Source organism: Pseudomonas sp. Pse1 (genome assembly GCF_024519635.1).
Lineage (GTDB): Bacteria > Pseudomonadota > Gammaproteobacteria > Pseudomonadales > Pseudomonadaceae > Aquipseudomonas.
This window is the reverse complement of sequence record NZ_JALJRO010000005.1, coordinates 160,340-183,529: the sequence shown is the minus strand read 5'-3', so window position 1 is coordinate 183,529 and position 23,190 is coordinate 160,340. Positions and strand designations below refer to the sequence as shown.

Below are 23,190 nucleotides of genomic sequence, written 5' to 3'. Positions count from 1 at the left end.
CCTACAACTGCTGCAAATGCCCATACAGCTTGGCGTACAAGCCACCCTCGGCAATCAATTGCTGGTGGTCGCCGTCTTCGGCGATCTGCCCGCCATCGAACACCAGCACCCGATCCGCCTGTTTAACCGCCGACAGGCGATGGGCGATGATCAAGGTGGTCCGGCCACTGAGAAACCGGGCCAGGGCCTGGTGCAGGTTGTACTCGGTGGCGGCATCCAGCGCCGAAGTGGCTTCATCGAGAATCACCACCTTGGGCTCCGCCAACACCATGCGCGCGATTGCCAGGCGTTGGCGCTGGCCACCGGACAGGCGTACCCCGGAACGCCCGACAATACTGTCCAGGCCATGCGGCAGCGACCTGACCGTGCTGTCGAGTTGAGCAATCTGCAGAGCCGCCCAGCACGCCTCGTCACTGCGCTCGCGGCCCATGGTCAGGTTGGCGCGGATGCTGTCGTTGAATAACGCCGGGTGTTGCAGCACCACGGCGACGTTCTCGCGGATGGTGTCGAGGCCAATCTCCTGCTGCGTTGCGCCACCGAACCGAATGGCCCCGGCTTGCGGCGTGTAGAGCCCCAGGAGCAACTGCACCAGGGTGCTCTTCCCGCCACCGCTGGCACCGACAATGGCGACCTTTTCCCCCGGGGCGATGATCAGGTTCATCTGGTCCAGCACCGGTTCGTCGCCATAACTGAAGCTCAGGCCCTGGACCTCGATGCCCACGGTGTCTCGCCCCTTGAACGGGTCGACGCCTGCCGGGTACTGCGGTTCGTCAGCGCGCGACAGCAACTCGTTGATCCGCGTCAGCGCACCACCGGCGGCGTAATAGGCGTATTGCAGGTTCAGCAATTGCTCGACCGGGCCAATCATGAACCACAGGTAGCTGAACACCGCGAGCATCTGGCCGATCGACAGGTCGGAAAACAACACGGTGAGCATGGCCGCGGCGCGAAAGATATCGATGCCGAACTGGAACAGCAAACCGCTGGCACGGCTCGACGCATCACTCTTCCATTGCGAATTGACTGCATAGTTGCGCACCTCTTGCGCGCGGCTCCCGAGTCGGCCGAGGAAAAAGCCCTGGCGGTTGCCGGCGCGGATTTCCTGGATCGCATCGAGGGTTTCGGTCAGCGCCTGGGTGAAACGCGAGGTGCTGTCATTCTCCAGCTTCTTCAGGTGCTTGACCCGCTTGCCCAACTGCACCGTGGCGTAGATCACCAGCGGGTTGAACAGCAGGATCAGCAATGCCAGCTGCCAGTGCATCCACATCAGTATCCCGGCGGTGCCCACCAGTGTGAGCATGGCCACCAGGAAGCGACTCAGGGTTTCACCGACAAACTTGTCCAGGGTGTCCAAGTCGGTGACCAGGTGGGTGGTGACCGTGCCACTGCCCAGGCTTTCGTACTCGCCCAGAGAAATACGCTTGAGACGCTCAATCAGGCGCAATCGAATGCGGTAGACAATGTCCTTGGCCAGACCGGCGAACAGCTTGGCCTGGACCACGTTGAACAACAGGGCTGAACAACGCAGCGTCAGGGTAATCAGCAGCATCAGGCCGATGTAGCCAGCAGCGCTTTGCCAGGCCGTTGGCAGTGCGTGGTTCATGACTTTCAACGCAGCATCGCCATGCCCGAGCAGCACTTCATCCACCAGCAGCGGCAGCAGCAAAGGAATCGGCACACTGCACAGGGTCGCCAGCACGGCGACGCCGTTGGCGATCCACAAGGCTTTTTTGTGTTTCAGCGCCAGACGACGGATTTCGGCCCAACTCAGTCGATCTACCCGTTTGGATTGTGTCCCACCGTCAGGCTGGTCATACACAGGCGGCGCGCTCCAGCCAACGACCGAGCAGCGGCGACAGCTCGCTGAGCGGTTGATAGCCATTGGTCAACAAAGCCAGTTGACCATTGCGCTCGGCCAGCAGGGTCGGAAAGCCGGCGATGCCCAGATCCTGGACCCAGGTAAAATCGGTAGCGGTGGCCGTATGCTGCTCGGCACGGTCGAACACGTCGGCGAATTCGATACGCGGCAGGCCCGCTTGTTCGGCCAGTTCCACCAGCACGCTGGCGTGGGTAACGTCGCGACCCTGTGCATAAAACGCCTGCTGAATCAGCTTCAGCAGTGTCCACGCACAATCCGGTGCCAGGCTGCGCGCCGCGACCAGGGCCCGGCACGCGGGCTCGGTGTCGTAGACAAAACCGTCGGGCAGCGCGCCGTCGAACTTGAACGGCTGACCGGTGGCCTCATGGACCGCCTGCCAGTGCTCGAGGATATACCGTCGGGTCGTAGGCTCCAGCGCCGCGCCGCTACCGGTGCGCAGACCACCCACCACAATGTGCAACTCGACGCCTGCGGCCTGCGCCTGCTCGACCAATGCCTCGGCCACCGGGGCGAACCCGTAGCACCAGGAACACATCGGGTCCATCACATAGAGCAGGCGCGCGGACATGGTTCAGGCCTCGGTCGATGGTTGCTTGTAGTTGTAGCCGATCGGGTGCGGCTGGTTGCGAGCCTTGGCCAGTTCGATCTGCTTCTGCCGGTCGATGGCACTGCGGCGGGTTTTCTCGCTCAGCGTATCCCAGCAATGCGGGCAACTGATGCCGGCCACGTAATGCTCGGACACACGGTCTTCAACGCTTACCGGCGTACGGCAGGCATGACATTGATCGTAGTCGCCTTCGCTCAGGTCGTGACGAACCGTGACCCGGTTATCGAACACGAAGCAGTCGCCCTGCCATTTGGTTTCTTCCTGCGGCACTTCTTCGAGGTACTTGAGGATCCCGCCCTTGAGGTGGAAAACTTCGCCGAAACCCTCGCTGAGCATGTAGCTCGAGGCTTTTTCGCAACGAATGCCGCCGGTGCAGAACATCGCGACCTTCTTGTGAACCGCCGGGTCGAAGTTGGCTTTGATGTAGTCGGGGAATTCGCGAAAGCTGGTGGTCTTCGGGTCGATGGCGCCTTCGAAGGTGCCGATCGACACTTCGTAGTCGTTACGGGTATCGATCAACAGCACTTGCGGGTCGCTGATCAACGCGTTCCAGTCTTTTGGATCAACGTAGGTGCCGACCTTTTTGTTCGGGTCGACGCCTTCAACGCCCAGGGTGACGATCTCTTTCTTGAGCTTGACCTTGGTCCGATAGAACGGCTGCTCGTCGCAGTAGGATTCCTTGTGATCGATATCGTGCATGCGGGGGTCGTTCTTCAGCCAGGCAATCAGGCCATCGATCCCTTCACGGCTGCCGGAAACGGTGCCGTTGATGCCTTCTTCGGCAATCAGCAGGGTGCCCTTGATGCCGTTATCAACCATTGCCTGCAGCAGTGGCTCGCGCAGGGCGACGTAATCTTCCAGGGTGACGAACTTATACAGTGCCGCCACGACAATGGCTTGTGTCATGGGTATTTCTCCAGGTGGCTACCCTCGCAAAGGGTGAACCGGATCAAAAAAAAACGCGCCGACTGTGCGGCGCGTTGCGGATTCTAGCAAAAACCGAAGTTTAGTGCTTGCTGCCGCCGGCACAGGTCGGTGACGCAGGCGCGACGCCGATCTTTGCCCATTCTTCAGGGGTGTAGGTGTGCAGCGCCAGGGCATGGAACTCGCCCATCAGGTCACCCAGGGTGGCGTAGACCTTCTGGTGACGCTTGACGCTGTTGAGTCCGGCGAACTGCTCGCTGACCACGACTGCCTTGAAGTGGGTCTGCAGCCCGCGGCTGTGCATGTGACTTTCGTCCAGCACCTCCAGGTGAGCAGGCTGCAACGCGCTCAGCGTCGACTCAATACGTTGTTGCATGGTCATTGCGGGCTCCGCTTATGGCTTTTTCTTCGCGGCGGCGGCCGCTTTTGGATCAAGTTCGGCCGTCATGTCGGCCAACAGCTTGTTGACCACCGGCACTGCGCTTTCCAGCTTGGCCTGGGTCATCTGGGCCGACTGCTGGGTCAGCTGAGGCATTTTTTCCAGGACTTTCTTGCCCAGAGGCGACTTGTAGAACGCCACCAGGTCCTTGAGTTCGGATTCACTAAAGTTGCTGGTGTACAGCTTGACCATGTCCGGCTTCAGCTTGTTCCAGCCAATGGCTTGATCCAGCGCGGCGTTGGCCTTGGCCTGGTAGGTTTCCAGCAGGGCTTTTTTCGACTCCGGTGCCTGGGTCTGGGCAAAGCGCTGGGCGAACATCTGCTGCACCTGCATGTACACCGGAGTGCCCAGCTTGTCAGCATGCGCCAGGGTCAGGAAGGCCTCGGCGCTGGCGTTGTGGCTGGCGGTATCGGCGAAAGCCTGGCCGCTGGCACAGACCAGAGCAACCGCAGTACAGATGGCACGAAGACGGGTCATCGAGTGTCCTTTTCTAGCTGGCGAGGTTAAACCCCAAGGGCAGCCATTCTGCGCCTAAAAAACACACGTGCTCAACCCCCACCCCTTGGCCGGCCTGACGGGCAGCAACAAAAGCGTGGAAAAGTCGACTGATGGAACCTCAGGTGACAAACAGGACCTAAACTGCGCTATCAGCCCTAAAGGAATGTGACCCATGAGCCGTATAGAAACCGACAGCCTTGGCCAGGTTGAAGTCCCGGATGACGCCTACTGGGGCGCCCAGACCCAACGTTCGCTGATCAATTTCGCCATCGGCACCGAGCGCATGCCACTGGCTGTCCTGCACGCCCTGGCGCTGATCAAGAAAGCCGCGGCGCGGGTCAATGATCGCAATGGCGACCTGCCTGCCGACATCGCCCGGCTGATTGAGCAAGCTGCCGACGAAGTGCTCGACGGCGAACACGACGAGCAATTCCCATTGGTGGTCTGGCAGACCGGCAGCGGCACCCAGAGCAACATGAACGTCAATGAGGTGATTGCCGGTCGCGCCAACGAGTTGGCCGGCAACCCGCGTGGCGGCAAGACTCCGGTGCACCCGAACGATCACGTCAATCGCTCGCAGAGTTCCAACGACTGCTTCCCCACCGCCATGCACATTGCCGCTGTCCAGGCCGTGCAACAGCACCTGCTGCCGGCGATCAACGAGCTATCCGGCGGCCTGGCCGAACTGGCCGCGCGCCACATGAAGCTGGTGAAGACCGGGCGTACCCACATGATGGACGCCACGCCTATCACCTTCGGCCAGGAAATTTCTGCGTTCATCGCCCAACTCGACTATGCCGAACGCGCCATTCGCGCGGCGTTGCCGGCGGTCTGCGAGCTGGCCCAGGGCGGTACCGCCGTCGGCACCGGGCTCAACTCGCCCCATGGTTTTGGCGAGGCGATTGCCGCCGAACTGGCCGCCCTCTCCGGCTTGCCGTTCGTCACCGCACCGAACAAGTTCGCTGCGCTGGCCGGCCATGAGCCGTTGACCAACTTGTCCGGCGCCCTGAAAACCCTGGCCGTGACCCTGATGAAAATCGCCAACGACCTGCGCCTGCTCGGCTCTGGCCCGCGCGCCGGTTTTGCTGAGGTCAAGCTGCCGGCCAACGAACCCGGCAGCTCGATCATGCCGGGCAAGGTCAACCCGACTCAATGCGAAGCCCTGTCGATGCTGGCCTGCCAGGTGTTGGGCAACGACGTGGCGATCGGCTTCGCGGCGAGCCAGGGTCACCTGCAACTGAACGTGTTCAAGCCGGTGATCATCCACAACCTGCTGCAATCGATCCGTCTGCTGGGGGATGGCTGCAGTAACTTCCAACTGCACTGCATCGCCGGACTGGAGCCGGATGCCGAGCAAATGGCTGCCCATCTGGAACGTGGCTTGATGCTGGTGACCGCGCTGAACCCGCACATCGGCTACGACAAGTCGGCCGAGATCGCCAAGAAGGCCTACGCAGAAAACCTGACCCTGCGCGAAGCGGCGTTGCAGTTGGGCTACCTGACGGACGAGCAGTTCGACGCCTGGGTGCGCCCGGAAAACATGCTCGAGGCCGGCAAGCAGGGCTGATTCCGCTCCTCGCCGCTGCTTTTATAAGCAGCGGCGATCAGCTCTGACCACCCACCGCACGCAACCGCCGCGCCCTGAGCCCGGCAATCAGCGAAGGCCCCAACGCCACCAGCGCCGAACCCAGCACCACTAGCACCGCACCGCCGTAGGCCAGGCTGTTGATCTGCTCGGCGTGCACGAACTCGGGCCAAATCCAGGCCGCCAGCGCCACTGCCGCGAAGGTTACCAAGGGCGTGATTGCCAGGGTCGCACTCACCCGCGAGGCTTCCCAGTGCGCCAGCGCCTCGGCAAACGCGCCATAGGCAACCAGGGTGTTGAGGCAGCACGCCAGCAACAGCCAGCCTTGCAGAGGCGTCAGCGCCAGCGTTTCCAGCGGGTGCACCCAAGGCGTGAGCAGTGCTGCGCAGAACAGGTAAATCACCATCATCACCTGCAGCGAGTTCCACACCGTCAGCAGTTGCTTTTGCCCCATCGCATAGAAGGTCCAGACCGTCGACGCTGCCAGAATCAGCAACACGCCGGCGGTGTAGTCGCTCAAGGAGGTCAGGAGCTCGGCCAGGCGCTCATTGAAAAACAGGCCGAAACCGACCATCAGCACCAGCAGGCCAATGCCCTGCCCGAGGGTGAAGCGTTCCTTGAACACCACCACGCTGCCGAGCAGCAGCAGGATCGGCCCCACTTGCACCACCAACTGAGCGGTGCCGGGGCTCAGCAGATTCAGGCCCATCAGGTACAGGATGTAGTTACCCACCAGCCCGAACACCGCCATCAGTACCAGCCAGCCACCTTTCGGCCCCAGCGCCTGGCGGCTCGGCAGCCGGCGAGTGGCGGCCAGGTAGACGAAGAGGCAACCGCCGGACACCAACAAGCGAAACCAGGTGACGGTGATCGGGTCCATCACCACCAGCACTTGTTTGAGCTTGATCGGCAGGATTCCCCACAAGAAAGAGGTCAACAGCGCCAGGAACAGACCGTAACCCCAGCGACCGGACGAAATGTGCATGCGAACCCCAAAAGAACCAACGGCGAGAAAAGCCCATTCTAGGCTTCCTCGCCGCGCACACACAGTGACAGTTGGCGACCAGCCGCTGCTGGGACTGTATCGGTCGCTGCCAGGCTAGCGCACCGCTTCGAATAAGCCACTCGCGCCCATGCCACCGCCGACGCACATGGTGACGATGCCGTAGCGCAGATTGCGCCGTTGCAACTCACGCACCAGATGACCGACCTGACGCGAGCCGGTCATGCCAAACGGGTGACCGATTGAGATCGAACCGCCGTTGACGTTGTACTTGTCGTTGTCGATTTCCAGTCGGTCGCGGCTGTACAGGCACTGCGAGGCAAAGGCTTCGTTGAGTTCCCACAGATCAATATCCGCCACCTGCAAGCCCTTGGCCTTGAGCAGCCTGGGCACCGAGAACACCGGGCCGATACCCATCTCGTCCGGTTCGCAGCCGGCCACGGTAAAGCCACGGAAAAACGCCTTGGGCTTGAGCCCCAGTTGCAACGCCTTTTCCAGACTCATCACCAGGGTCATTGAGGCGCCGTCAGACAACTGCGAAGAGTTGCCTGCCGTCACCGAACCGTCTTCGGCGAACACCGGTTTCAATCCGGCGAGGCTTTCGTAGGTGGTGTCGGGACGGTTGCAATCGTCGCGGTCAACGATGCCATCGAGGATTTGCACCTCCCCGGAGTTTTTGTCCTCAACCTTGTATTTCACCGCCATCGGCACGATTTCGTCGCTGAACAACCCGGCCGCCTGCGCCTGAGCGGTACGCAACTGGCTCTGCAAGGCATAGCGATCCTGCTCTTCACGGCTGACCGAATAGCGTCGGGCGACGATTTCAGCGGTCTGGCCCATGGGGAAGTAAATCCCCGGCACCTGCTCCTTGAGCAAGGGATTGATCAGGTTGTCGGTGTTGACGCTTTTCATCGTCAGGCTGATGGACTCGACACCGCCGGCGACGATGATGTCGCTGCAACCCGAGGCGATCTGGTTGGCGGCAATCGCAATGGCCTGCAGGCCCGAGGAACAGAAACGGTTGAGGGTCATGCCGGCAGTGCCGGTGCCCAGGCACGAGAGCACCGCGACGTTGCGCCCGATGTTGAAACCCTGGGCACCTTCGTTGGAGCCTGCGCCGACGATGCAGTCCTCGACGCTGGCCGGATCGATGCCATGGCGCTGCAGCAATGCGTTGACGCAATGGGCCGCCATGTCGTCCGGGCGAGTCTGGTTGAACTTGCCGCGAAACGATTTGGCCAGGCCGGTCCGTACGCTATCGACGATCACTACTTCACGCATGGCATACCTCGAATGTTGTTGTCATTGAAAGAAGTGAATCGAGCATAGATCCACCTGATCGCTGACCGCGACAATCATTCACCTCGCGTATGCAAACCCATCGAACTACTTCTTGTCGTCCTTGTGCTTTTTGGCATGCCGGTCGGATTTCTCGAACGCTGCTTCCAGGGCGCGGTTGATGGTGCGCAACACCTTGACCCGAGCCCAGCGCTTGTCATTGGCCTCCACCAGCGTCCAGGGCGCGACCTCGGTGCTGGTGCGGTCGACCATGTCGCCCACAGCCGTGCGGTAGTCGTCCCACTTCTCGCGGTTACGCCAGTCGTCCTCAGTGATCTTGAAGCGCTTGAAGGGGATCTGCTCGCGTTCCTGGAAACGCTCCAGCTGGGTCTGCTTGTCGATGGCCAGCCAGAACTTCACCACAATCACATTGGAGGCGTTGATCTGCTCTTCAAAGTCGTTGATCTCGCTGTAGGCGCGCATCCAGTCGGCTTGGGTGCAGAAACCTTCGATGCGCTCCACCAGCACCCGGCCGTACCAGGAGCGGTCGAAGATGGTGAATTTGCCGCGCGCTGGAAGGTGTCGCCAGAAGCGCCACAGGTAAGGTTGCGCACGCTCTTCCTCGGTCGGCGCGGCAATCGGCACGATGCTGTACTGACGCGGGTCCAGCGCCGCCGCCACACGGCGGATCGCCCCGCCCTTGCCGGCGGCATCGTTGCCCTCGAACACCGCGATGAGCGCGTGCCGGCGCATGCGCTTGTCACGCAACAAGCCGGCCAGGCGGGCCTGCTCGGTAATCAGTTGCTCTTCGTAGTCTTTCTTGTCCAGGCGCTGGTTGAGGTCGAGGCTGTCGAGCAGGCTGAAATGGTCGACGCTGGTGGTCAATGGCGCGGCGCTGACCTTCTCCGGCTTGAGCTTGGCGCGCTTGAGCGCCCCCTGCAGGCCCTCGAGCAGAATCTTGCCGACCGCCAGGCTGCGGTAATAGGGATCGACCCCTTCGATAACGTGCCACGGCGCATAGTCGCGACTGGTGCGGCGGATCGCCCGCTCGCCGTAATGCACAAACTTGTCGTAGGTCTGCGATTGCTGCCAGTCCAGCGGGCTGATGCGCCAGCTGTGTAGCGGATCGTCCTGCAGCGACTTGAGGCGCGCCTTCATCTGTTTCTTGGACAGGTGGAACCAGAACTTGAAGATCAGCGCACCTTCGTCGCACAGCAGTTTTTCCAGGCGCTCCGCTCCGGTGATCGCCTGATCGAGCACTGCGTCCTTGAACAGGCCGTGGACCCGCCCCTGCAGCATCTGGCTGTACCAGTTGCCGAAAAACACCCCCATGCGGCCCTTGGCCGGGAGCATTCGCCAATAGCGCCAGGCCGGTGGCCGCGCCAGCTCTTCGTCAGTTTGCTGGTCGAAGGTGCGCACTTCGATCAGCCGCGGATCCATCCATTCATTGAGCAACTTGACCGTCTCGCCCTTGCCGGCGCCTTCGATACCGTTAATCAACACGATCACCGGAAAGCGCGCTTGCTGCTGCAATTCGAACTGAGCTTCGAGCAGGGCTTCACGCAGCGCCGGGACTTCGGCCTCATAGGTTTCTTTGTCGATCACGTGACCGATTTCGGCGGATTCGAACATGGCTGACTCCCTTCCAAGATGGCTCAAGACTAGCGGATTGATGGCCCTCGTGTGCGCAATGCTGCTCTGCTTTTTGTAGGAGCGAGCCCGCTCGCGAAAAACTCGAGAGCGCCGCGTTTATTCAAAATGCCCGCGTCATCGTTGACGTTCTTCGCGATCAGCTAGAATGCCCGCCTTGCCCACACCGAGCCTGCCATGAATCCTGCACTGCCCCACGCCCAACTCGACTGGGACGACCAAGGCCGCCCGCGCTCGCGGGTGTTCGACGACGTGTACTTTTCCGATCAGTCGGGCCTTGACGAAACCCGCTACGTGTTCATCGAGCAGAACCGCTTGAGTGAACGCTTTGCCGCACTTAAGGCAAACGAAAAGCTGGTGATTGGCGAAACCGGCTTTGGCACCGGGCTGAATTTTCTCTGTGCCTGGCAACTGTTCGAGCAACAGGCCGTGGCCGGTGCGCGCCTGCATTTCATCAGCGTCGAGAAATACCCGCTGAGCCCACCCGACCTGCAGCGAGCGCTGGCGCTCTGGCCGCAGCTCAAACCTTTCGCCGATCAACTGCTGGCGCAGTACGTGGCGATCCACCCGGGTTTCCAGCGACTGGTGCTGGATAACGGGCGCGTGACCCTGACCCTGTTGATAGGTGATGCGTTGGAGCAATTGCCGCAACTCGATGCCCAGGTCGACGCCTGGTTTCTCGATGGCTTCGCCCCGGCAAAAAATCCGGACATGTGGACCGCCGAACTGTTCGCCGAACTGGCGCGCCTGGCAGCCCCCGACTCGACCATCAGCACCTTCACCAGCACCGGCTGGGTACGCCGCCTGCTCAATGCCGCGGGATTCAAAATGCGCCGCACGCCGGGCATCGGTCATAAATGGGAGATCCTGCGCGGGGCGTTTCTTGGCTGGCCCGAAGACATCCCGCCCGCCGCCAGCGCCAAACCCTGGTTCGCCCGCCCGGCGCCATGGCGCGGTGAACGTCGCGCGCTGGTGATCGGTGCCGGCCTGGCCGGTTGCGCCAGCGCCGCCAGCCTCGCAGCCCGTGGCTGGCAGGTCAGCCTGCTGGAGCGTCATGCCGATCTGGCCCAGGAAGCCTCGGGCAATCCTCAGGGCGTGCTGTACCTCAAGCTTTCGGCCCATGGCACCGCCCTGTCACAGATGATCGTCAGCGGTTTCGGCCATACCCGCCGTCTGCTCGAACACCTGCAACGCGGCAGCGACTGGGACGACTGCGGCGTGCTGCAACTGGCGTTCAACGCCAAGGAAGCCGAGCGCCAGGCGCAACTGGCAGCGGCCTTTCCCGCCGATCTGGTGCATCAGCTTGATCAACAGCAGGCCGAGGCCCGCGCAGGCGTAGCCCTGGAGCACGGCGGCTTGTTCTACCCGGAAGGCGGCTGGGTGCACCCGCCAGCGCTGTGCCAATGGCAGGCGGCCCACCCCAGCGTGCAGTTGCTGAGTCACCGCGAGGCCGTGGAGTTACGCAAGGTCGATGATCAGTGGCAAGCCTGGGACGGCGAGAGCTTATTGGCCAGCGCGCCGTTGGTGGTCCTCGCCGGCGCCGCCGAAATCAAGCGTTTCGCGCAAAGCGCCGAACTGCCGCTCAAGCGCATTCGCGGGCAAATCACCCGCCTGCCGCAAACCGCCGACAGCCAGTGCCTTTCCACGGTGGTCTGCGCCGAAGGCTACGTCGCTCCGGCCCGCTTGGGCGAACACACCCTGGGCGCCAGCTTCGATTTCCACAGCGACGATCTGACGCCGACCACCGCCGAACACCTAGGCAACCTGGAAATGCTCAAAGAGATATCCACTGACCTGGTGACGCGTCTGCACGCCGATCAACTCGATCCGCAGCAGTTACAAGGCCGGGCCGCCTTTCGCTGCACCAGCCCGGACTACCTGCCCATCGTTGGCCCGCTCGCCGATCGCCAGGCCTTCATAGAGGCCTATGCAGCCCTGGCCCGAGATGCGCGGCAGGTTCCGGACATCGCCTGCCCGTGGCTAGAAGGCCTCTACGCCAACAGCGGCCACGGCTCGCGCGGCTTGATCACCGCGCCGCTGTCCGGCGAATTGCTGGCCGCCTGGCTGGACAACGAACCGTTGCCGCTGCCGCGCGGTGTGGCTGAGGCCTGCCACCCCAATCGCTTCGCTTTGCGCCAATTGATCAGGGGCAAGGCCGGCCAATGATTTCAGTGCTGGCGGTCGCCGGGATACAGCGCCAGATAGTTGCTGACCGCATCGTCAATTGTGGGAAAGAACGCCGCTTCGCCCAGACGGGCGAACAGGCCGAAGCGCTTGAGCTTGTCCTTGACCGGGTCTTTCATCTCGGCCACGCACAACTTGATGCCCGCTGCATGCAGGGTTTCGTCCAGTTCCGCCAGCACATCGGCTGAGGTCACGTCGACGCTGGTCACCGGTTCGGCGGCCACCACCAGCCAGCGTACCGGCGTCGGCGAGGCGGCCACGGCGTCCAGCACACGGTCGTTGAACAGTTCCGCGTTGGCGAAAAACAGCGGCGCATCCCAACGGAACAGCACCAGCCCGGGGATCAAACTGGCCTGTGGATAACGTTGGATATCGTGGTAGCCCTTGACCCCGTCGGGCTGCCCCAGCACCGCGGAATAGGGACGCCAGCCATCCCAGAGAAACTCAATCACGGCGAGCACGATGGCCAGGGCGATCCCTTCAATCGCACCGAACACCGCAACGCCGATGGTGCAGACAATCGACAGCCAGAACTCCCAGCGCTGGATGCGATAGATACGCCGCAGGTCGGCGACTTCGATCAGGCCGATCGCCGAGGCAATCACCACCGCCGCCAGTGCGGCATTGGGCAGGTGCTGCAACAGGTTCGGTGCCACCATCAGCAGCAAGGCCACCGTCAAAGCACCAACGATCCCGGTCAACTGGGTTTTCGAGCCTGCGGCTTCGGCCACCGGGGTCCGCGACGAACTGCTGCTGATGGGAAAGCCCTGGAAGAACCCGGCCGCCAGGTTGGCAAAGCCCAGACCGGCCATTTCCTGGTTGGGGTCGACGTAGCTGCGGGTGCGCGCCGCGTAGACTCTTGACAGCACGCTGGTGTCGGCGAATGAAACCAGCGCCACCGCGCAGCCACCAATCAACACCGGGACCAGGTCTTCGCGAGTAATCCAGGGAATGGCGAATGCCGGCAAGCCCTGGGGCAACGCGCCGAGCACCGAGACCCCGGCACTCGCCCCCAGATCCAGCACGCCGACAGCGACCGTCGCCCCGACCACGGCGATGAGGATGCCGGGGATGCGTTTGTTGCCCTTGAGCAGCAGGATCACCGCCAGGGTCGTGGCGCCGACCGCAAAGGTGATCCAGTTGCTCTTGCCGTCGACTATTGACGTGGCAATGGACCAGAGGTTGGTCAGTGGGCCTTCGGACTCGATGGAGAAACCGAACATCTTCGGCAACTGGCTGATCAATACGGTCAGGGCAATCCCGTTCATGTAGCCATAGCGAATCGGCTTGGACAGCAACTCGGTGATAAAACCCAGACGCGCAATGCCGGCGAGGATGCACACCACGCCTGAGACAATCGCCATCGCCGCTGCCAGGGCCACGGCGCGCTGCGGATCACCACCGGACAGCGGCAGGATGACGGCGAGGATCACCGCCGCCAGCGACGAGTCCGGGCCCAGCACCAGAATCCGGCTGGGACCGAACAGGGCATAGGCAATCAGCGGCACGATGGTCGCATACAGGCCATAGATGCCAGGCAACCCGGATGCCACCGCATAGGCGATACCCACGGGCACCAGCATGGTGGTCAGCACCAGACCGGCGAGGATGTCGTGGCGCAACCAGGCGATCTGGTACTCGCGCAAGGTGCGAAATCCGGGCAGCCAGCGGTTCCAGCCGGTGTTGACGCCGGTCTTGCGCACGATGCGCCCCGGCTCGGGACTTGGCGACGGCGAGTCCGCAAGGTTCATGGGTCTGGCCCCTAAGTGTGGAAGATGTGTAGCGCCCGTCAGCGTTGTTCAGGGACTTGTGAAGAATCGCGAGAATGACCGAGGGGGAGCCGACCAGTGCCGGTCTCCCCCCCTCATCTGTCAATGGAACGGGAAGATGTAGTTCATCCAGGCGGCCATGCGCAGCAGTATCTTGCGCATGATCGCCACATGGTGGAAGTGCTGGCTGTACAGCGCCGCCTGACCATATGAGCCACCGGGTAACAACTTGGCGTACTCCGGATAATCCGGGTCAGTGATCTCGATGATCACCGGCACCCGACCCGGTGGTGGCGATCCGGTGTAGCTGAGCAAGGTGCCGGATGGCTGGATCTGCCCCTCGCCTATCACACTGATGACATTCTTCACCTTACCGGTAAACACTCGTCCGGGAATGCCGTCGAAGGCGACCTCCGCCTCATCGCCCGGCACCAGGCGCAGCAAGCTGTTCTGGCGCATCCAGGCAGCAAAGTATTGGCCCTCTTCCGGGATGAAGACCATCGACGGACGCAGCGGAAACTTGGTCGCCATCATCCCCGCACGCAGCGAAACATGGGTCACGAAGCCCTTGCTCGGTGCCCGTACGGTGGTGTTGTCCAAATCGAACTGGGCGTTGTCGATCTGCCCCTGCAGGTCGTCCACCAGGGCTTGGGCCGCATCCAGCTCGCGCCGCGTACCGAAGTTGCGCTTGATCAGTTCGTTGATTCGGAACAAATCAGCCCGTGCGGAGATTTGCTGGGCTTTCAGCGACTTGAGGCGGTTCTGGAACGGCTCGGGGTCGATGCGAAACAGCACATCCCCGGTTTTCAGCGGCTCGTTGCCCTTGACCGGCACCTCGATCACCTTGCCCGTCACGGTCGGGATAATCGGCACCGAGACGAAGTACGAACGCGCCACCTCCGAATACGGGTGGTTGTAGTTCATCAGGAAGATCAGCGCGCCAATCAACACCACGCCGCCCAACACGGCGGTCGGCACCGTCCACTTGTTCAGGGGAATACGGAAAATCTTGAAGATTGCCACGCAGATGGCGGTGTAGGTAAGGATCAGTAATAAGTCCATGGTTTATTGCCGTCCTTCTATAGAAGAGTCATCGGACTGCGTCTTCCCTTCCAGGCGCTGCACGCGTTGGCGCAGTTCAGCCAGCTCCTTGACCAGCTCCGCATCGAGTTTCAACTGCTCGGGATCCGTGCGAAATCCCCAGCCGCGATCCTCCCGGTACAACATCGCCCAGATCCACAGGAACGGCCACAACGCATGCAGGGTGAACAGACTCACCCAACCTGCTGCATGAATGGCGTCCTGATGCGGATGTTTGCGGTGTACGGCAATTTCGTAGGGTATGTCGTGCAGCACGATAATCCCGTAGAACAACACGATTGCCGCAAAAAAAAGAATGCCCAGCGCAATGTAGTCGAGCACGACGCCCCCCTCCCGAAAAACAAAAACAGCGCGTACGCACCACGTGAGTGCTGTGATGGTCGACTGCGGTCGCTGCTCCGCGCGCGCCCGTTCGAAATCAGAATAGTTCAAGTTTAATCGCCTGCCCGGCTATCGCTCGCTGACTTAACTCAGTGAAATCGCAGATAGCAGACAGTCCCATGCAGGGCGAAATGCTCGGCAATTCAATCGATAAGGTCACCAGGCAAGTTGCCGAACACCGACTATTCTTGGGCGTGTCCGTCAGCTATCACAGGGAAACCAAGCTCATGAAATCCGTCAAATCCTTCGCCTTGCGTGTCGCGTTTGCCACTCTCCTGTCGACTGCCGGCATCAGTGCCCAGGCGGCTGATATTCCGTTGGGCAGTACCGCGATGGAAGGCCACTTCGTGACGAAAGTGCTGGCAGTCGATGCGGCGAATTATCAGGTCACCATCGAAGGCCTCAACAAGCAGCCGATTCCCCTGCAACTGACCGATCAAGCCAAAGCCCTGCCCAACCTGAAAGTCGGAGATAACGTCGACATCCAGGTGCTGCGCTCGGTGGCCTATGTACTCGACACCCAGGTGGGGGGTGCACCCAAAGTCAGCGATGAAGCCATGACCATTCGCGCCACCAAAGACAACCCCAATCCCGGCGGCGAGGCGGTACGCCAGGTCAAGGTCACCTCGAAGATTACCCAGATCGATTTGAAGACCCATGAAGTGACCCTGATGCCTCCAGAAGGCAAGGTCAGGGTGGTCAAGGTCGAGGACCCGCAGCTTCAAGAGCGCATGAAGAAGCTGCAGGTGGGGCAGACGGTCGAGGCGATCTACACCGAGATCCTGAAAATCAAAACCTCGACCAACCCATAATCGCCCATGAGTGATTTATTCAACGCGATTGCCCTGGGATTGCTGGCGTTGTTGCCGTTGCTCAACCCGCCCACCACCGTGGCGCTGTTCCTCGCCCTGAGTAAAGGACTCAACCAACGGCAAAAGAATAAACAGGCGCGGCTGACGGCCTTCTATGTCTTCCTGATCATGACGCTAACCTACTACACCGGCGAACTGATCATGGATGCCTTCAACATCTCCATCCCCGGTTTGCGCATAGCCGGGGGTGGAATCCTGATCGTCATGGGCATGAAGATGCTGTTTCCACCGCCCGCACCACCGACGACCGACCATGACGTCAAGGAAAAGGAGAGCTTCGCCTTGATCCCGCTGGCTATGCCCAGCACCGCCGGCCCCGGCACCATTGCCTTGATCATCAGTTCTGCGGCAACGATCAAGCACAGCACGATGTTCCCGGCCTGGGTGATAATGGCCGCCCCTGCGCTAATCTTCCTGTTCACCGCGCTGATCCTGTGGATCTGCCTGCGCAGCTCGGGGCTGATCATGCGCATAACCGGCGAGTCCGGGATCGACGCAATCTCCCGACTGATGGGCTTTTTGCTGGTGTGCATGGGCGCTCAGTTCGCCATCAATGGCTCGATCGAAATCGTCCAGTCGCTCATCGACAGCAACTTCCATCCGCCGCGCCTGCCCTAGTTGGCAGCCCGCGCATTTCCTCCCGGTGCCGTGATCGACTACCATAGCGCCGCCGGTCCCCCAGGGGATTAATAGGGAATCCGAAACACCACACCCGGTGTCAATCGGAACTGCCCCCGCAACTGTAGATGCCGAGCCCACTCCACAACTGCCACTGGATCATTTCCGGGAAGGCTGGGGTGCGGCAACGACGCATGAGTCAGGAGACCTGCCGGCCAAGCAAAATCACTAACCGGCGGGGTGTCCGGGAAGGACATCCCTGCTGCCCGCCAGTTTCCTTGTCGCGCGGTCTTGCCCTGTGTTCAACGCAGTGTTCGAGGGTGTGTTTCCAAACCGTATCCCTGCTGTTGCCTGTACGGTTCAAATGGAGATTGCCCCATGCTGTTGCCCCGCCTTTCGACCCTCGTTGCCGGTATGGCTCTTTGCGCCCTGGCCCAGGCCACCCCGACCCAGTACCCACTGACCCTCGAAAACTGCGGCAGCAGCCTGACCTTCCAGCATGCGCCCAGCGGCACCGTGACCATTGGCCAGGCCGGTACCGAAATGCTCTACGCCCTGGGCCTGAGCGACAAAGTGCTCGGCACGTCGCTGTGGTTCAACAACGTGTTGCCGGTGTACAAGGCGCAGAACGACAAGATCGAGCGCTTGGCGGACAACGATCCCAGTTTCGAAGCGGTGATCGGCAAGCGCCCGCAACTGGTGACGGTTGAGCTGGAATGGATGGTCGGTCCGCAAGGCGTGGTCGGCACTCGCGAGCAATTTCATGAGCTGAAAATCCCCACCTACCTGCTGCCTTCAGACTGTGAAGCCAAGGACAACCTGGTGGGCGCTGACGGTACGCGCCTGGCGCCGTTCCGCATCGAGAGCATCTACAAGGGCATTGAGCAGCTCGCCGAGATTTTCGATGTGCGCGAGCGCGGCGCCCAACTGACGGACGAGCTCAAGGCCAGCCTCGCCCAATCGATTACCAAGGCCCACGAGAAAAAGCACCCGCCGCTCAGTGCCCTGGTCTGGTTCTCCAGCGCCGACATGGACATCGATCCTTATGTGGCCGGCCACAAGGGCGTTCCCGACTTCATGTTGACGACGTTGGGCGTGCGTAACGTGGTCGAGTCCGACGAGGAATGGCCGACGGTCGGCTGGGAAACCATCGCCAAGGCCAATCCGACTTTCCTGGTCATCGCGCGCATGGACCGCCGCCGCTTCCCCGCCGATGACCATGAAAAGAAACTGGCGTTTCTGCGCAGCGACCCGGTGACACGCAACATGGACGCGGTGAAAAACAACCGCATCATCGTGCTTGATGCGATGGCCATGCAGGCCAGCGTGCGCACCTTCGACGGCCTGCAGCAACTGGCCGAGGCCATCGACCGCTTTAACCTGCCGCAATGACTGCGAGTCTGATTAGAAGCTTGTCGGCCATGGCGCTGCTGTTGGCAGCTGTCATCGCCGGCGTGGCCATCGGTGAAACCGCCATTGAGCTTCACGTGGTGTTCCAGGTGCTGGCAAACAAACTGTGGGCCGCCGGCTACGCGCTGGACCCGATCGACGAAGGCATCGTCTGGAATTATCGCCTGACCCGCGCCCTGGTCGCGGCGGCCTGCGGTGCCGGCCTGGCCACCTGCGGGGTGATTCTGCAGTCGTTGTTGCGCAATCCCCTGGCTGATCCGTATCTGCTGGGCGTCAGTGCCGGAGCCTCAACCGGGGCGGTGTTGGTGGCTCTGCTCGGCGTCGGCGCCGGCATGCTGACCTTGTCGGCCGGCGCCTTCGTCGGCGCCATGGCTGCGTTCGCCCTGGTGATTTTGCTGGCGCGACTCAGCGGTTCAAGCCGTGGCACTGGGCAAATCATCCTCGCGGGCATTGCCGGCTCGCAGTTGTTCAACGCCATCACCGCGTTCCTGATCACCAAATCGGCCAGCTCCGAACAGGCACGGGGCATCATGTTCTGGCTGCTGGGCAACCTCAGCGGGGTGCGCTGGCCGTCGGTGTGGCTGGCGGTGCCGGTGGCAGTCGCGGGTCTGGTGTTGTGCCTGCTGCACCGACGTGCCTTGGACGCTTTTGCCTTTGGCAGCGATTCAGCCGCATCACTCGGCATACCGGTGCGCCGGGTGCAGTTGGTGCTGGTGGGGTGCGCGGCGCTGGTGACGGCGGTGATGGTGTCCATTGTCGGCTCCATCGGTTTTGTCGGTCTGGTAATTCCCCACGCCGTGCGCCTGCTGCTCGGCACCGGGCACTCGCGCCTGTTGCCCGCCAGTGCCCTGGCCGGCGCGTTGTTTCTGATTGCCGCCGACGTGCTGTCACGCACCCTGATCAAGGGCCAGGTGATTCCGGTCGGGGTGATCACCGCGCTGGTCGGTGCGCCGGTGTTTGCGCTGATCCTGATCGGCCGCAGGAGCGCCCGATGAGCGCCCCCGTTCTGAGGTGCCGAGGTCTGTCCTTCAAGGTGCGTGACGCCGAGTTGCTGCAGGATATCCATCTCGATCTGCACCCCGGCGAAACCCTCGGCGTCGTCGGGCCCAACGGCTCCGGCAAGTCCACCTTGCTCAAGCTGTTGGCCGGCTTGCGCACGCCGTCAGCCGGCGGTGTGTGGCTGGCTGACCAGCCGCTGGAAAAACTTTCGCGCCGCAGCATTGCGCAACGCCTGGCGGTGGTCGAGCAACAGGCCGACACCGACGACGCGATCCGCGTGTTCGACGCCGTCGCGCTCGGCCGCACGCCCTGGTTGTCGGCCCTGAGCCCGTGGAGCCGGGAGGACGAGGCGATCGTCCGCCAGGCCCTGCACGATGTCGACGCCACGCACCTGAGCACACGCATCTGGCGTGGTCTGTCCGGGGGTGAGCGCCAGCGCGTGCATATCGCCCGGGCCCTCGCCCAGCGTCCGCAGATCCTGCTGCTCGACGAGCCGACCAACCACCTCGACATCCAGCATCAACTGACGATTCTCAAGGGTGTGCAGGCGCTGCCCGTTACCAGCCTGATCGTGCTGCACGACCTCAACCAGGCCCTGACCTGCGACCGCCTGGCAATCCTCGACCGTGGACGGCTGGTGGCGCTCGGTAAGCCCCTGGAAGTGCTCACGCCACAACGTTTGCACGCCACCTTCGGCGTACAGGCCCACTACCTCACGGACCCATTCGATGGCGCGCAGATCCTGCGCTTGCGCGCCACCTGATCAATCGAGGACTCGACATGCGCTCTCTATCCTTACCCTTGCTGCTCGCCAGCGCCCTGTTCTGCTCGGCCCTGCAGGCGCAAACTTTTGAAGTGAAAATGCTCACCCGTGGTGCCGCTGGCAGCATGGTCTACGAGCCGGATTACCTGCGTATCGAGCCCGGTGACAGTGTCAGGTTCATTCCCAGCCAAAGCGGACACAACGCCGCTTCGGTCGCGGGGCTACTGCCGGCAGGTGCTACTGCGTTCAAGGGCAAAATCAATCAGGAGATCGAGCAGGTTTTCGACATCCCTGGCCTGTATGGCATCCAATGCACCCCGCATCTGGCCATGGGCATGGTGATGCTGATCCAGGTCGGTCCAACCACCGCCCAGCCAGCCGAAATCCCGTCAGCCTTGCCAAAGCGTGCCACCGAGCGTTTCAGCCGTCTGTTGCAGCACCAGCAGGCTCAATAGTCGCCAGTTGGAATTCCATATGGGTGGTCTGCCACAGCGGATCAGCCTCGACATCGATGATCGCGAAGCCCTGGCGAATCCAGAAATCAATGGCGCCGGGAAGGAAGGGATGGGTGTGCAGGTAGACCACCTGCACGCCGTCCGCCTGGGCCAGGGCCAGCAAGGCGCGGTACAGCTGCGCCGCCAGACCGACTCGTCGGTGAGCCGGCAGGACGAACAGCCGAACCACCTCGACCACTTTGCGGCCGCGATAATCCAGCTGGGGGAAACGTCCGTCGTACGGCAGGTAGCCGATCGTGGCGACGATCAGCCCGTCGACCCGCGCCACCAGAAACCGCCCGTCACCGCGCAGATAGACCGCCTCGAAATGCGCCAGATCAGCCGGCAGGCCGCTGGCGCTGAGCTTGGGAAACAACTCGGCGCGGACCTGTTGAACGAAGGTCAGGACCTCGGGGATTTCTGTGGCGGTGACAGGGTGAAATTTCAAAATGCTATTCCTGTTTCTGACACACCGCAGAGCCCCCAGTCGCTTGCAAGCCAGCGCCTACAGCCGTCAAACACCCGCGACTTTGGCCCGTGCCGCATGCAGTTTCTTGTAGCTGTCGATCAACCGCAGGTGCCGATCCAGCCCTTCGAGCTTCATGCTGGTTGGCGTCAGGCCATGGAAGCGCACGCTGCCGTTGACCGAACCAATCGCCGCGTCCATTCGCTCGTTGCCAAACATACGACGGAAGTTGACCTCGTAGTCCGCCAGCTCCAGGTCTTCGTCCAACTCCATCTCCAGCACTGCGTTCACTGCCTGGTAGAACAGGCCGCGCTCGACGGTGTTGTCGTTGTACTGCAGGAAGGCTTCCACCGCGTCCTTCGCCTCTTCGAACTGTTGCAGGGCGAGGTAGATCAGCAGTTTCAGCTCGAGGATGGTCAACTGGCCCCAGGCCGTGTTGTCGTCGAACTCGATACCGATCAGGGTGGTGATGTCGGTGTAATCGTCCAGCTCGCTTTCCACCAGGCGCTCACCCAGGGCCTTCAGCTCGGCGTCGTCGAGGCTGTGCAGATTGAGGATGTCGGCACGGAAGAACAGCGCCTTGTTGGTGTTGTCCCAGATCAGGTCGTCCAACGGATAGATTTCCGAATAGTCCGGCACCAGGATCCGGCAGGCCGTGGCACCGAAGTGCTCATACACCGCCATGTACACCTGCTTGCCCATGTCTTCGAGAATCTTGAACAGGGTCGCGGCTTCTTCGGCGTTGGAGTTTTCGCCTTCGCTGGTGAAGTCCCACTCGACAAACTCGTAATCCGACTGGGCGCTGAAGAAGCGCCACGAGACCACGCCGCTGGAGTCGATGAAGTGCTCGACGAAGTTGTTCGGCTCGGTCACCGCGTGGCCTTCGAAGGTCGGCAGCGGCAAATCGTTCAAGCCCTCGAAACTGCGGCCCTGAAGCAATTCGGTGAGGCTGCGTTCCAGCGCCACTTCCAGGCTCGGGTGCGCGCCGAACGAGGCGAATACACCGCCGGTGCGCGGGTTCATCAGGGTCACGCACATCACCGGGAATTCACCGCCCAGCGAAGCATCCTTGACCAGCACCGGGAAGCCCTGCTCCTCCAACCCCTGGATCCCGGCAAGAATCGCCGGGTACTTGGCCAGCACTTCCTGCGGTACGTCCGGCAGGGCGAACTCGCCTTCGATGATTTCGCGCTTCACCGCCCGCTCGAAGATCTCCGACAGGCACTGCACCTGGGCTTCAGCCAGGGTATTGCCGGCACTCATGCCGTTGCTCAGGAACAGGTTTTCGATCAGGTTCGACGGGAAATACACCACTTCGCCATCGGACTGGCGCACGAACGGCAAGGACACGATGCCCCGCTCTTCGTTACCTGAGTTGGTGTCGAACAGGTGCGAGCCACGCAACTCGCCATCTCGGTTGTAGATCTTCAGGCAGTGCGGATCGAGGATTTCTGGCGGCAGTTCATCCTTGCGACCTGGCTGGAACCAGCGCTCGTCTGGGTAATGCACGAACGCCGCGTTGGCGATGTCTTCGCCCCAGAACTGATCGTTATAGAAGAAGTTGCAGTTCAGCCGCTCGATAAACTCGCCCAGGGCAGAGGCCAGTGCGCCTTCCTTGGTGGCGCCTTTGCCATTGGTGAAGCACATCGGCGAATGGGCATCGCGGATATGCAGCGACCAGACGTTGGGCACGATGTTGCGCCATGAAGCGATTTCGATCTTCATCCCCAGGTCGGCGAGGATGCCCGACATGTTGGCGATGGTCTGCTCCAGCGGTAGGTCCTTGCCGACGATGAAGGTGCTGGCGTCCGCCGCCGAGTTAGGCATCAGCAGCGCCTGAGCATCGGCGTCGAGGTTGTCCACCTCTTCGATAACGAACTCCGGCCCGGCCTGCACCACTTTTTTCACCGTGCAGCGGTCGATGGATCGCAGGATGCCCTGGCGGTCCTTGTCGGAAATATCGGCCGGCAGTTCAACCTGGATCTTGAAGATCTGGTTGTAGCGATTTTCCGGGTCGACGATGTTGTTCTGCGACAGCCGGATGTTCTCGGTGGGAATGTTGCGCGTGCTGCAGTACAGCTTCACGAAGTACGCCGCACACAGGGCCGACGAGGCCAGGAAGTAATCGAACGGCCCTGGAGCCGAGCCATCACCCTTGTAGCGAATCGGTTGGTCGGCAATCACCGTGAAGTCATCGAACTTGGCTTCAAGTCGGAGGTTGTCGAGAAAATTAACCTTGATTTCCATAAGGGATTACCAAAAAAGTCTAG

At 61.7% G+C, this 23,190-nt stretch carries 21 protein-coding genes and 1 riboswitch; of the genes, 8 read left to right on the top strand and 13 right to left on the bottom strand.

The genetic code is table 11. The features are described from left to right. Nucleotide 1: 1 nt before the first annotated feature. The 5 genes from NR126_RS10045 to NR126_RS10025 all read right to left on the bottom strand — a co-directional run bounded on the left by NR126_RS10045 (nucleotide 2) and on the right by NR126_RS10025 (nucleotide 4,326). Nucleotides 2-1,819 carry an ABC transporter ATP-binding protein gene (locus tag NR126_RS10045; protein WP_256830115.1) on the bottom strand — a complete coding sequence of 606 codons (1,818 nt, stop codon included), beginning with the start codon at nucleotides 1,817-1,819 and terminating at the stop codon, nucleotides 2-4. Next, nucleotides 1,812-2,414 (bottom strand): DsbA family protein, encoded by a 603-nt coding sequence (locus tag NR126_RS10040; RefSeq protein WP_177327275.1) that lies wholly within the window; start codon nucleotides 2,412-2,414, stop codon nucleotides 1,812-1,814. The genes NR126_RS10045 and NR126_RS10040 overlap by 8 nt, the downstream gene beginning before the upstream one ends. 36 nt (nucleotides 2,415-2,450) lie before the next feature. Then, nucleotides 2,451-3,392: a rhodanese-related sulfurtransferase gene (locus tag NR126_RS10035; protein WP_027620086.1), complete on the bottom strand. Its 942-nt coding sequence runs from the start codon at nucleotides 3,390-3,392 to the stop codon at nucleotides 2,451-2,453. 100 nt (nucleotides 3,393-3,492) lie between these two features. Further along, nucleotides 3,493-3,792, bottom strand: coding sequence for a BolA family transcriptional regulator (locus NR126_RS10030; RefSeq protein ID WP_027620085.1), 300 nt, complete (start codon nucleotides 3,790-3,792; stop codon nucleotides 3,493-3,495). Nucleotides 3,793-3,804: 12 nt separating this feature from the next. Beyond that, nucleotides 3,805-4,326, bottom strand: coding sequence for a DUF2059 domain-containing protein (locus NR126_RS10025; RefSeq protein WP_027620084.1), 522 nt, complete (start codon nucleotides 4,324-4,326; stop codon nucleotides 3,805-3,807). A 193-nt stretch (nucleotides 4,327-4,519) separates the two neighbouring features. Between NR126_RS10025 and NR126_RS10020 the strand changes: the two genes are divergently transcribed. Next, on the top strand, nucleotides 4,520-5,914 hold the full coding sequence (locus NR126_RS10020) for a class II fumarate hydratase (RefSeq protein WP_105753781.1): 1,395 nt from the start codon (nucleotides 4,520-4,522) through the stop codon (nucleotides 5,912-5,914). A gap of 37 nt (nucleotides 5,915-5,951) precedes the next feature. On the opposite strand, the gene NR126_RS10015 is transcribed toward NR126_RS10020, so the two are convergent. From NR126_RS10015 to pap, 3 genes are all read right to left on the bottom strand, one after another. Further along, a complete protein-coding gene (locus NR126_RS10015; protein WP_027620082.1) occupies nucleotides 5,952-6,917 on the bottom strand; it encodes a DMT family transporter in 966 nt (321 codons plus the stop codon). A 114-nt stretch (nucleotides 6,918-7,031) separates the two neighbouring features. Then, complete coding sequence (locus NR126_RS10010) at nucleotides 7,032-8,216, bottom strand: thiolase family protein (RefSeq protein WP_256830114.1); 1,185 nt, start codon at nucleotides 8,214-8,216, stop codon at nucleotides 7,032-7,034. Between the two features lie 105 nt (nucleotides 8,217-8,321). Further along, entirely contained in the window at nucleotides 8,322-9,845 is a 1,524-nt protein-coding gene (pap, locus tag NR126_RS10005) for a polyphosphate:AMP phosphotransferase (RefSeq protein ID WP_027620080.1), read from the bottom strand. 195 nt (nucleotides 9,846-10,040) lie between these two features. On the opposite strand from pap, the gene mnmC reads away from it, so the two are divergent. Beyond that, nucleotides 10,041-12,029: a bifunctional tRNA (5-methylaminomethyl-2-thiouridine)(34)-methyltransferase MnmD/FAD-dependent 5-carboxymethylaminomethyl-2-thiouridine(34) oxidoreductase MnmC gene (gene mnmC, locus NR126_RS10000; RefSeq protein ID WP_256830113.1), complete on the top strand. Its 1,989-nt coding sequence runs from the start codon at nucleotides 10,041-10,043 to the stop codon at nucleotides 12,027-12,029. A 2-nt stretch (nucleotides 12,030-12,031) separates the two neighbouring features. Here mnmC and NR126_RS09995 read toward each other — a convergent pair whose 3' ends face one another. From NR126_RS09995 to NR126_RS09985, 3 genes are all read right to left on the bottom strand, one after another. Then, nucleotides 12,032-13,798: a SulP family inorganic anion transporter gene (locus NR126_RS09995; protein ID WP_027620078.1), complete on the bottom strand. Its 1,767-nt coding sequence runs from the start codon at nucleotides 13,796-13,798 to the stop codon at nucleotides 12,032-12,034. A 120-nt stretch (nucleotides 13,799-13,918) separates the two neighbouring features. After that, nucleotides 13,919-14,878 (bottom strand): HlyD family secretion protein, encoded by a 960-nt coding sequence (locus tag NR126_RS09990; protein ID WP_027620077.1) that lies wholly within the window; start codon nucleotides 14,876-14,878, stop codon nucleotides 13,919-13,921. 3 nt (nucleotides 14,879-14,881) lie between these two features. Next, entirely contained in the window at nucleotides 14,882-15,238 is a 357-nt protein-coding gene (locus NR126_RS09985) for a DUF3302 domain-containing protein (RefSeq protein ID WP_027620076.1), read from the bottom strand. A 287-nt stretch (nucleotides 15,239-15,525) separates the two neighbouring features. Between NR126_RS09985 and NR126_RS09980 the strand changes: the two genes are divergently transcribed. The 6 genes from NR126_RS09980 to NR126_RS09955 all read left to right on the top strand — a co-directional run bounded on the left by NR126_RS09980 (nucleotide 15,526) and on the right by NR126_RS09955 (nucleotide 20,415). Continuing rightward, the gene (locus tag NR126_RS09980; protein WP_027620075.1) at nucleotides 15,526-16,110 is read left to right on the top strand and encodes a hypothetical protein; all 585 of its coding nucleotides are present in this window, start codon (nucleotides 15,526-15,528) and stop codon (nucleotides 16,108-16,110) included. Between the two features lie 6 nt (nucleotides 16,111-16,116). Beyond that, nucleotides 16,117-16,788 (top strand): MarC family NAAT transporter, encoded by a 672-nt coding sequence (locus NR126_RS09975; protein ID WP_027620074.1) that lies wholly within the window; start codon nucleotides 16,117-16,119, stop codon nucleotides 16,786-16,788. A gap of 36 nt (nucleotides 16,789-16,824) precedes the next feature. Then, nucleotides 16,825-17,019, top strand: a riboswitch (cobalamin riboswitch). A gap of 147 nt (nucleotides 17,020-17,166) precedes the next feature. Beyond that, nucleotides 17,167-18,180: an ABC transporter substrate-binding protein gene (locus tag NR126_RS09970; protein WP_033866314.1), complete on the top strand. Its 1,014-nt coding sequence runs from the start codon at nucleotides 17,167-17,169 to the stop codon at nucleotides 18,178-18,180. Then, complete coding sequence (locus NR126_RS09965; RefSeq protein ID WP_256830112.1) at nucleotides 18,177-19,193, top strand: iron ABC transporter permease; 1,017 nt, start codon at nucleotides 18,177-18,179, stop codon at nucleotides 19,191-19,193. Before NR126_RS09970 ends, NR126_RS09965 begins: the two co-directional genes overlap by 4 nt. After that, nucleotides 19,190-19,960, top strand: a complete 771-nt coding sequence (locus tag NR126_RS09960) for an ABC transporter ATP-binding protein (protein ID WP_256830111.1) — start codon at nucleotides 19,190-19,192, stop codon at nucleotides 19,958-19,960. Before NR126_RS09965 ends, NR126_RS09960 begins: the two co-directional genes overlap by 4 nt. 17 nt (nucleotides 19,961-19,977) lie before the next feature. Beyond that, nucleotides 19,978-20,415: a pseudoazurin gene (locus NR126_RS09955; RefSeq protein ID WP_256830110.1), complete on the top strand. Its 438-nt coding sequence runs from the start codon at nucleotides 19,978-19,980 to the stop codon at nucleotides 20,413-20,415. Here the strand turns inward: NR126_RS09955 and NR126_RS09950 are convergent. Together NR126_RS09950 and NR126_RS09945 are read right to left on the bottom strand one after the other, a co-directional pair. Further along, nucleotides 20,381-20,902: a GNAT family N-acetyltransferase gene (locus NR126_RS09950; RefSeq protein WP_256830109.1), complete on the bottom strand. Its 522-nt coding sequence runs from the start codon at nucleotides 20,900-20,902 to the stop codon at nucleotides 20,381-20,383. The genes NR126_RS09955 and NR126_RS09950 overlap by 35 nt on opposite strands. 66 nt (nucleotides 20,903-20,968) lie before the next feature. Next, nucleotides 20,969-23,167, bottom strand: a complete 2,199-nt coding sequence (locus NR126_RS09945) for an OsmC domain/YcaO domain-containing protein (protein ID WP_105753782.1) — start codon at nucleotides 23,165-23,167, stop codon at nucleotides 20,969-20,971. Nucleotides 23,168-23,190: the final 23 nt, after the last annotated feature.